At 72.3% G+C, this 8,790-nt stretch carries 8 protein-coding genes; all 8 read left to right on the plus strand.

The window, feature by feature from the left end:
• Position 1: 1 nt before the first annotated feature.
• The 8 genes from ACFU6I_RS38515 to ACFU6I_RS38550 are packed head-to-tail and all read left to right on the plus strand — an operon-like array spanning position 2 to position 8,459.
• Complete coding sequence (locus ACFU6I_RS38515) at positions 2-1,120, plus strand: inositol-3-phosphate synthase (protein ID WP_384376027.1); 1,119 nt, start codon at positions 2-4, stop codon at positions 1,118-1,120.
• Complete coding sequence (locus ACFU6I_RS38520) at positions 1,117-2,283, plus strand: SCO3242 family prenyltransferase (RefSeq protein ID WP_384376030.1); 1,167 nt, start codon at positions 1,117-1,119, stop codon at positions 2,281-2,283. Before ACFU6I_RS38515 ends, ACFU6I_RS38520 begins: the two co-directional genes overlap by 4 nt.
• Complete coding sequence (locus tag ACFU6I_RS38525) at positions 2,280-3,161, plus strand: sugar phosphate isomerase/epimerase family protein (protein ID WP_384038137.1); 882 nt, start codon at positions 2,280-2,282, stop codon at positions 3,159-3,161. The genes ACFU6I_RS38520 and ACFU6I_RS38525 overlap by 4 nt, the downstream gene beginning before the upstream one ends.
• Entirely contained in the window at positions 3,152-3,826 is a 675-nt protein-coding gene (locus ACFU6I_RS38530) for an EboA domain-containing protein (RefSeq protein WP_384376034.1), read from the plus strand. Before ACFU6I_RS38525 ends, ACFU6I_RS38530 begins: the two co-directional genes overlap by 10 nt.
• Positions 3,826-4,674 (plus strand): TatD family hydrolase, encoded by an 849-nt coding sequence (locus ACFU6I_RS38535; RefSeq protein WP_384376037.1) that lies wholly within the window; start codon positions 3,826-3,828, stop codon positions 4,672-4,674. The genes ACFU6I_RS38530 and ACFU6I_RS38535 overlap by 1 nt, the downstream gene beginning before the upstream one ends.
• 4 nt (positions 4,675-4,678) lie before the next feature.
• Positions 4,679-5,854 carry a metabolite traffic protein EboE gene (eboE, locus tag ACFU6I_RS38540; protein WP_384376040.1) on the plus strand — a complete coding sequence of 392 codons (1,176 nt, stop codon included), beginning with the start codon at positions 4,679-4,681 and terminating at the stop codon, positions 5,852-5,854.
• Positions 5,851-7,260 carry an alkaline phosphatase family protein gene (locus ACFU6I_RS38545; RefSeq protein WP_384376043.1) on the plus strand — a complete coding sequence of 470 codons (1,410 nt, stop codon included), beginning with the start codon at positions 5,851-5,853 and terminating at the stop codon, positions 7,258-7,260. The genes eboE and ACFU6I_RS38545 overlap by 4 nt, the downstream gene beginning before the upstream one ends.
• A gap of 47 nt (positions 7,261-7,307) precedes the next feature.
• Positions 7,308-8,459 (plus strand): sugar phosphate isomerase/epimerase family protein, encoded by a 1,152-nt coding sequence (locus ACFU6I_RS38550; RefSeq protein WP_384376046.1) that lies wholly within the window; start codon positions 7,308-7,310, stop codon positions 8,457-8,459.
• Positions 8,460-8,790: the final 331 nt, after the last annotated feature.

Consider the following 8,790-nt stretch of genomic DNA (forward strand, 5'->3'; position numbering starts at 1 on the left):
CGTGTCAGCACACGCCGTTCGTACCGGAGTCTGGTTCATCGGAGCACGCGGCTCCGTCGCCACCACCGCCATGGCGGGCTGCGCGGCCGTCGCGGCGGGCCTCCACCCGGCGGCAGGCATGGTCACCGAGACCGCGCCGTTCGCCGACAGCGGGCTGCCGGCGCTGACCTCCCTGGTCTTCGGCGGACATGACACCGTCGGCTGTCCACTCCCCAAACGGGCGGAGGCACTGGCCGCCGGGGGAGTGCTCCCGCACGGGCTGCCCTCCGCCGTAGGGACCGAACTCGCGGCCGCCGACGCCGAGATACGCCCGGGTGGCCCGCTGCCCGGTGACACCCGCACCGACGAGGAACTCATCTCCGCGTTCGCCGCAGACCTCACCGACTTCGGCCGCCGGGGCAACCTGGCCCGCACGGTCGTCGTCAACGTCGCGTCGACGGAGCCCGTCCCGGAACCCGGCGAGAACCGGCTGCCCGCCAGCTCGCTCTACGCCGCGGCCGCGCTCCGGGCCGGGTGCCCCTACGTCAACTTCACCCCCTCCACCGGACTGCGCGCTCCCGCGCTCCAGGACGCCGTCGCGGACTGCGGACTTCCTCACGCAGGCCGCGACGGCAAGACGGGCCAGACGCTGCTCCGCTCCGTACTCGCCCCGATGTTCGTGCAACGCGCCCTGCCCGTACGGGCCTGGTCCGGCACGAACCTGCTGGGCGGCGGGGACGGAGCGGCACTGGCCGACCCCGGCGCGGCAGCGGCCAAGAACGCGGGCAAGGAGCGTGTCCTCGCCGAGACGCTCGGCGCCGCGCCCGAGGGCGAGGTGCACATCGACGACGTGCCCGCGCTCGGCGACTGGAAGACGGCCTGGGACCACATCGCGTTCGACGGATTCCTCGGCTCCCGCATGGTCCTCCAGACGACCTGGCAGGGCTGCGACTCGGCGCTGGCCGCCCCGCTGGTCCTCGACCTGGCACGGCTGCTCGCCCGCGCCCAGGAGGTGGGCCTGACCGGCCCGCGGCCCGAACTCGGCTTCTACTTCAAGGACCCCGACGGCGGTCCCGCCGCACTGTCCGAGCAGTACATCGCGCTGCTGGCCTTCGCCGAACGGCTGCGGGGGGAGAAGTGACAGCTACCCTACGGGCCTGGGCCGAGCTGCTGCGGATCTCGGCGCTGTTCACCGTCCCCGGGGACGCACTCGCCGGGGCCGCGGCCATCGGACGGCGTCCCGGCCGTGGCACCGCGCTGGCCGTCGGCGCCTCCCTCTGCCTGTACGAGGCGGGCATGGCCCTCAACGACTGGGCCGACCGCGACGAGGACGCCGTCGACCGTCCGCACCGCCCGATTCCCTCGGGCCGGATCACCCCGGCCGCGGCCCTCACGGCAGCAGGCGCGCTGACGGCCGCGGGCCTGTTCCTCGCAGCCCGCGCCGGCCGCCCGGCACTGACGGTGGCCTCCGGCCTGGCCGCAACGGTCTGGGCCTACGACCTCCACCTGAAACACACCCAGGCGGGGCCGGCCGCGATGGCCACGGCGCGCACCCTTGACCTGCTGCTGGGCGCCACCGCGACATGGGGGACAGGTGCGGAGCCGGAGCACTCCGGCACGCGCACGGTCACCGCGCCCGGCCCTGCGACAGGCCTCGTCCCGGCACCCGCACCCACCCCGGTATCCGCGGGGAAGCGGCTGCGCGGACCGATCGCCCGGCTCGTCGGCAGGGGCGGCCGCGCCCTGGCGAAAGCAGCCGGGGATGCGCAGCCGCGCCAAGGGGAACCGTCCCGGCAAGCAGCCCTCCCGCTCAGGGCCGCACTCCCCGCCGCCGCCCTGCTCGGGGCGCACACCTACGCCGTCACCGCCGTCTCGCGCCACGAGACGCAGGGCGGTTCCACCGTCGCGCCCCTCTCCGCGCTCGCGGCGGTCATCGCGCTCGGCGCCACCGCGGCGCGCGAGCAGCGGGGGCCCGGGGACGCGCCCCCCGGCCCGGGAAGAGGCGCGTCGGGCGGCAGCCACCGCCCCGAACCCGGAGCATCCGCGGCCACCCCCGCCTCGCCCCGCATCCTCCTCACCGCACTCACCGGCGCCTACCTCCGGACCGCCGCCGAGCCGCTCCTCCACGCGACCCTCAACCCGTCCCCGCCGCTGACCCAGCGCGCCGTGGGCAGCGGCATCCGGGCGATGATCCCGCTCCAGGCCGCGCTCGCCGCCCGTGCCGGAGCGGCCGGCACCGGGCTCGCCGTCATGGGGCTCGTCCCTCTCGCCCGCACACTCGCCCGGAAGGTGAGCCCCACATGACCATCCGCCTCGGCTACGGCACCAACGGGCTCACCGACCTCCGCCTCGACGACGCGCTCGCGCTCCTCGCGGGCCTCGGGTACGACGGCGTCGGCCTCACCCTCGACCACATGCACCTCGACCCGCTCGCCCCGGACCTCGCCGCCCGCACCCGCCGCGTGGCACAGAGGCTCGAACAGCTCGGGCTGGGTGTCACTGTCGAGACCGGTGCCCGCTACGTACTCGACCCGCGCCGCAAGCACGGCCCGTCCCTCCTCGACCCGGACCCGGAGGCCCGCGCCGCCCGCACCCGGCTCCTGGTCCGGGCCGTCGAAGTCGCCGCCGACCTGGGCGCCCACGCCGTGCACTGCTTCAGCGGCATCACCCCACCCCACACCACGCCCGACACGGCCTGGCAGCGGCTGACCGATGCCCTGGCCCCGGTGCTCGTGGCCGCAGACCGAACCGGCGTCCCGCTCGCCATCGAGCCCGAACCCGGGCATCTCCTCGCCGATCTCTCCGACTTCCACCACCTGCGCCTCCTCAGCGGCGACCCGGAACCACTCGGGCTCACCCTCGACATCGGCCACTGCCAGTGCCTGGAGCCCTCCTCACCCGCGGACTGCGTCCGGGACGCCGCACCCTGGCTGCGCCACGTCCAGATCGAGGACATGCGCCGGGGCATCCATGAGCATCTGCCGTTCGGCGACGGCGAGATCGACTTCCCGCCCGTCCTCGATGCGCTCGACACGCTCGGCGACACCGGATACAGCGGCCTCACCGTGGTCGAACTGCCCCGCCACTCCCACGCCGGTCCCGAACTCGCCCGCAGCTCCATCGACTTCCTCCGCTCCCGCATCCCGTCGAGACTCCCGAAGGGAGCGACGTCATGCCGATGACCCCGCCGGCCTCGCCGCAGACGCCCCTGCTGCTGACCCGTGAGCAACTCGACACCCAGCTCGGCGGCGCCGCACGCGCCTGGCTCGACGAGGCCCTCGCCGAGGCCGCGCACGCCGCCGACCACGAGGACACCGCACCCGCGGGCCCGTACGCCGCACCCCCGTGGGAGCTGCGGTTCGCCGCCGCAGGCAGGCACTGCGGACTGGAGCACGCCGACTCCGTACGCGCCCTGCTGCTCCTCGAAGCCCGCGCCGCCCTCCCCGCCGTGACCAGACTCTACGAACAGGGCACCGCCGCCGAGCGGCGCGCCGTCCTCCTCACGCTCCACCGGCTGGAGCTCGGCCCCACCGCCCTCCACCTCGTCGAGGACGCCCTGCGCACCAACGACACCCGGCTGGTCGCCGCCGCCGTCGGTCCGTACGCCGCCGCCCATCTCGACACGCACCACTGGCGCCACGCCGTCCTCAAGTGCCTCTTCACCGGCGTCCCCGTCGAGGCCGTCGACAAACTGGCCCACCGCGCCCGCGGCGACGCGGAACTCGCCCGCATGCTGGGCGACTTCGCAGCCGAACGAACCGCCGCCGGCCGCGCCGTCCCCAGCGACCTGCGTCACGTCCTCAGCCTCACGGCCCCCGCCCCAGCCGCCCCGACGGAGGATTTCTGATGCGCATCTTCGACCCCCACATCCATATGACCTCCCGCACCACGGACGACTACCAGGCGATGTACGACGCAGGTGTCCGCGCCCTCGTCGAACCCTCCTTCTGGCTCGGCCAGCCCCGCACCTCGCCCGCCAGCTTCTTCGACTACTTCGACGCCCTGCTCGGCTGGGAACCCTTCCGCGCCGCCCAGTACGGCATCGCCCACCACTGCACCCTCGCCCTCAACCCCAAAGAGGCGAACGACCCGCGCTGCACCCCCGTCCTGGACGCCCTGCCCCGGTATCTCGTCAAGGACTCCGTCGTCGCCGTCGGCGAGATCGGCTACGACTCCATGACCCCCGCCGAGGACACCGCCCTCGCCGCCCAGCTGCAGCTCGCCGCCGACCACGGGCTGCCCGCGCTCGTCCACACCCCGCACCGTGACAAGCTCGCCGGTCTGCACCGCACCATCGACGTGATCCGCGAATCCCACCTCCCCCCGGAGCGGGTCCTGCTCGATCACCTCAACGAGACGACCGTGAAGGACGCCATGGACAGCGGCTGCTGGGCCGGCTTCTCCGTCTACCCCGACACCAAGATGGACGAGGACCGCATGATCGCGATCCTCAGGACCCACGGCACCGAGAAGGTCCTGGTCAACTCGGCCGCCGACTGGGGCAGGAGCGACCCCCTCAAGACCCGGAAGGTCGGCGACGCCATGCTCGCCGCCGGGTTCAGCGACGACGACGTCGACCAGGTGCTCTGGCGCAACCCCGTCGCCTTCTACGGTCAGAGCGGCCGCCTGCAACTCGACCTCGCCACCCCCGATCCACTCCACGAGGGGAACTCCATCCTCCGTGGCGGGGAGTGATCCGATGCGCTTCCGCCACCCCGACGGATCCACCGTCCACCTCGCCTACTGCACCAACGTCCACCCCGCCGAAACCCTGGACGGTGTCCGTGCCCAGCTGCGCGACCACTGCGAACCCGTCCGCAGACGTCTCGGCCGCGACCGCCTCGGCATCGGCCTCTGGCTCGCCAAGGACGCCGCGAGCACCCTGATCAACGACCCCGCGCAACTGCGCTCCCTGCGCGCCGAACTCGACCGCCGAGGCCTCGAAGTCGTCACCCTGAACGGCTTCCCGTACGAAGGCTTCGGTGCCGAAGAGGTCAAGTACCGCGTGTACAAGCCGGACTGGACGGACGCCGAACGCCTCGCCCACACCTCCGATCTCGCCCGGCTGCTCGCCACCCTGCTCCCGGACGACGTCACGGAAGGCACCATCTCCACCCTCCCGATCGCCTGGCGCACCCCGTACACCGGCGACCCGGAAGCCGTCCGCACCGCGCACACCGCACTCAGTACCCTCGCCGAACGGCTCGACGTCCTCGCCGAGCTGACCGGCAAGTCCATCCGGATCGGTCTCGAACCCGAACCGGGCTGCACGGTCGAGACCACCGCCGACGCCATCGCACCGCTCACCGCCGTCGGACACGACCGCATCGGCATCTGCATCGACACCTGCCATCTCGCCACCTCGTTCGAGGACCCGGACAACGCCCTCGACGCACTCGCCGCAGCCGGCGTCCAGGTCGCCAAGTGCCAGCTCTCCGCCGCACTCCACGCCGAACACCCGCACCTCCCCGAAGTGCGCACCGCCCTCGCGGCCTTCGCCGAACCCCGCTTCCTCCACCAGACCCGCACCCGGACCACGCACGGACTGCGCGGCACCGACGACCTCGACGAGGCGGTCACCGGCCAGGCACTGCCCGACGGCACCCCATGGCGCGCCCACTTCCACGTCCCGCTGCACGCACCCCCCGCCCCACCGCTCACATCGACCCTCCCGGTGCTCCAGTCCACGCTGACCCGACTGGTCGGCGGAGCCCGGCCGGTGACCCGTCACCTGGAGGTCGAGACGTACACCTGGCAGGCGCTCCCCGCCGAGCTGCGCCCCCGCAGCCGGCCCCAGCTCGCCGACGGCATCGCTGCCGAACTCACCCTCGCCCGCGACCTCCTGGTCGACCTCGGCCTCAAGGAGCTTCCATGACAGCCGTCGAAACGGGCACGTCCCCCACCGGCGCCCCCACCCCCCTCCTCGTCCTCGACGTCGTCGGCCTCACCCCCCGGCTCCTCGACCACATGCCGCACCTCGCATCCCTCGGCGAGTCCGGCACCCACGCCCCCCTCGGCACCGTGCTGCCCGCCGTCACCTGCGCGGCCCAGTCCACCTTCCTCACCGGCACCACCCCCGCCGAACACGGCATCGTCGCCAACGGCTGGTACTTCCGCGAGCTCGGCGACGTCCTCCTCTGGCGCCAGCACAACGGCCTCGTCGCCGGGGACAAGCTCTGGGACGCCGCCCGCCGCGCCCACCCCGGCTACACCGTCGCCAACATCTGCTGGTGGTACGCGATGGGCGCCGACACCGACATCACCGTGACCCCGCGACCCGTCTACTACGCCGACGGCCGCAAGGAACCCGACTGCTACACCCGGCCGCCCGCCCTCCACGACGAACTCACCGAAAAGCTCGGCACCTTCCCCCTCTTCCACTTCTGGGGACCCGGCGCCGACCTCGTGTCCTCGCAGTGGATCATCGATGCGACCCGGCACATCCTGGACACCCGTCACCCCGACCTGGCCCTGTGCTACCTGCCGCACCTCGACTACGACCTGCAGCGCTACGGGCCCGACGACCCCCGCGCGTACCGGGCGGCGGCCGAACTCGACCGGGCCATGGCCCCGCTGCTCGACGACGCCCGCCGCGAGGGGCGCACCGTCGTCGCGCTCTCCGAGTACGGCATCACCCGTGTCGACCGCCCGGTCGACATCAACCGGGCACTGCGCCGCGCCGGCCTGCTGGAGGTCCACACCCAGGACGGCATGGAGTACCTGGACCCGATGGCCTCCCGCGCCTTCGCCGTCGCCGACCACCAGCTCGCCCACATCTACGTACGCCGTCCCGAGGATCTCGATGCGACCCGTGAAGCTCTCCAGGACGTCCAGGGCATCGAACAGCTCCTCGACGACGAGGGCAAGAAGGCCCACGGCCTCGACCACCCGCGCTCCGGCGAGCTCGTCGCCGTCGCCGACCCCGATGCCTGGTTCACGTACTACTACTGGCTCGACGACGCGCGCGCCCCCGACTTCGCGCAGCTCGTCGAGATCCATCGCAAACCCGGTTACGACCCGGTCGAACTCTTCCTGGACCCCCAGGACCCGTACGTCCGGGTCAAGGCGGCCACCGCCGTGGCCCGCAAGAAGCTCGGCATGCGCTACCGCATGGCGGTTGTGCCGCTGGACCCCTCACCCATTCGCGGCAGCCACGGCCGCCTTCCCACGAGCGACGAAGAAGGTCCGCTCATCCTGTGCTCCACCCCCCACGCGTTCACCGGCCCCGTCCGGGCCACCGAGGTGAAGTCCTTGCTCCTCACGCTTGCCGGCCTCGCATGACCGGTCCGCGCACAGCGTTTCGAGCATCTTCGAGAAAGAGAGAGACCGTGACCGCGTACAACGACGAATCCGGAACCGACAGCGCCCTGCGCCGCAGCCTCGGCGTCAGCCGCCGCCGCTTCCTGAGCACCTGCACGGCCGCTGCGGCAGCGGCGATCGCCGCGCCCGCCTTCGGCGCGTCGCCGGCCCTCGCCCAGCCCGCCCCCGACCAGGGGCAGGGCGTCGGCCTGCATCTGGTTCCGGCGGACAAGCGAGGAATCATCCTGTACACCGTGCGCGACGCCACGGGCCGGGATCCGCTCACCACCACCCTTCCCTCAGGCTTCCGTGGGGTCTTCGGGGAGCTGGCCCGCTACGGCTACAAGCAGGTCGAGTTCGCCGGGTACGGCCAGCACGCCAACGCACCCGGTGGAAACAACCTCGAATCGGTGGAAGGCGCGAAGCTGCTGCGCTCGTGGCTGGACGAGTACGGTCTGCGCGCCCAGGGCAACCACGGCTTCATCCCGTCGTCCTGGCCGCTGAACCAGAACGACCTGGACCAGTTCAAGCGCCACCTCGAGATAGCGAACATCCTCGGCATGGAACACATGGGCACCGGTGGCGACCCCACCGGCAGCGCCTACCGTGCCGACTGGGACGTGGCCGCCGACAAGTGGAACACGTTGGGACAGATCGCTCAGGGTGCGGGCATCAAGCTGTACACCCACAACCACGACGCGGCCTACGGCTTCCTGCTCGACGGCGGTCCGCTGGACGCACAGGGCCGCCCCACCCGCAGCTCCGGTATCCGCAAGCTCGAGTACTTCCTTCAGGTCACCGACCCGAAGTCCGTATGGCTGGAGATGGACATCTTCTGGGCACACGTCGCGCAGTACAAGTTCCACACCTACACCGCGCACGACGGGTCGCAGCAGGAGAACATCTTCGACCCGGCGGCACTGGTCCGCGGCAACACCAAGCGCTACCCGCTGTTCCACGCCAAGGACGGCGTCATCAACACCAACAGTGGCAACGGCTACGACATGGTCCCCTTCGGTACCGGGGTCATCGACTACCGGACGTTCTTCCGCCGTGTCGGGGCGAAGAACTACCACAACCCGATGGTCGAGCAGGACAACGCACCGAGCTCGGCCGTCCCCGCGCAGTCCCTGAACCATGCGCGGATCGGTTACGACAACTTGGCGGCGCTGCGCAAGTAGAACCATCGGAGGGGCGGGCCGCGCCTCACCCCGCGTTCCTGACAACCGGGGAACAGCGCAAACGCCCGCCCCTGCGACGTCCTGCTCGGGCGACGCTCTTCTGGTGCAGACCTTGCGGGCCACGGACTCGCAAGCAACCGCACGACGGCCCTCCTCGCATCGCGCGGGAAGGGCCGTCGCCCGGACGGGCACTGGGGCGTGTGTCGGAAGTCCCGCCTGCCCGGCGACGCCCGGCACGCACGCTCGCTGCGTTGTCGGGGTCGTCCGAGTACGTCCGGTACGAGGACGACCCTCCGCCGTGCGATCGCACGCACCGGACGCCGCCGGGCCC

The sequence above is a fragment of the Streptomyces sp. NPDC057486 genome (genome assembly GCF_042802415.1).
GTDB lineage: Bacteria > Actinomycetota > Actinomycetes > Streptomycetales > Streptomycetaceae > Streptomyces > Streptomyces yanii.

Bases quoted from the DNA above. Each gene is read 5' to 3' on its own strand.
- ACFU6I_RS38545 (WP_384376043.1), top strand. From the start codon at position 5,851: ATGACAGCCGTCGAAACGGGCACGTCCCCCACCGGCGCCCCCACCCCC.
- ACFU6I_RS38535 (WP_384376037.1), top strand. From the start codon at position 3,826: ATGCGCATCTTCGACCCCCACATCCATATGACCTCCCGCACCACGGAC.
- ACFU6I_RS38530 (WP_384376034.1), top strand. From the start codon at position 3,152: ATGCCGATGACCCCGCCGGCCTCGCCGCAGACGCCCCTGCTGCTGACC.
- eboE (WP_384376040.1), top strand. From the start codon at position 4,679: ATGCGCTTCCGCCACCCCGACGGATCCACCGTCCACCTCGCCTACTGC.
- ACFU6I_RS38525 (WP_384038137.1), top strand. From the start codon at position 2,280: ATGACCATCCGCCTCGGCTACGGCACCAACGGGCTCACCGACCTCCGC.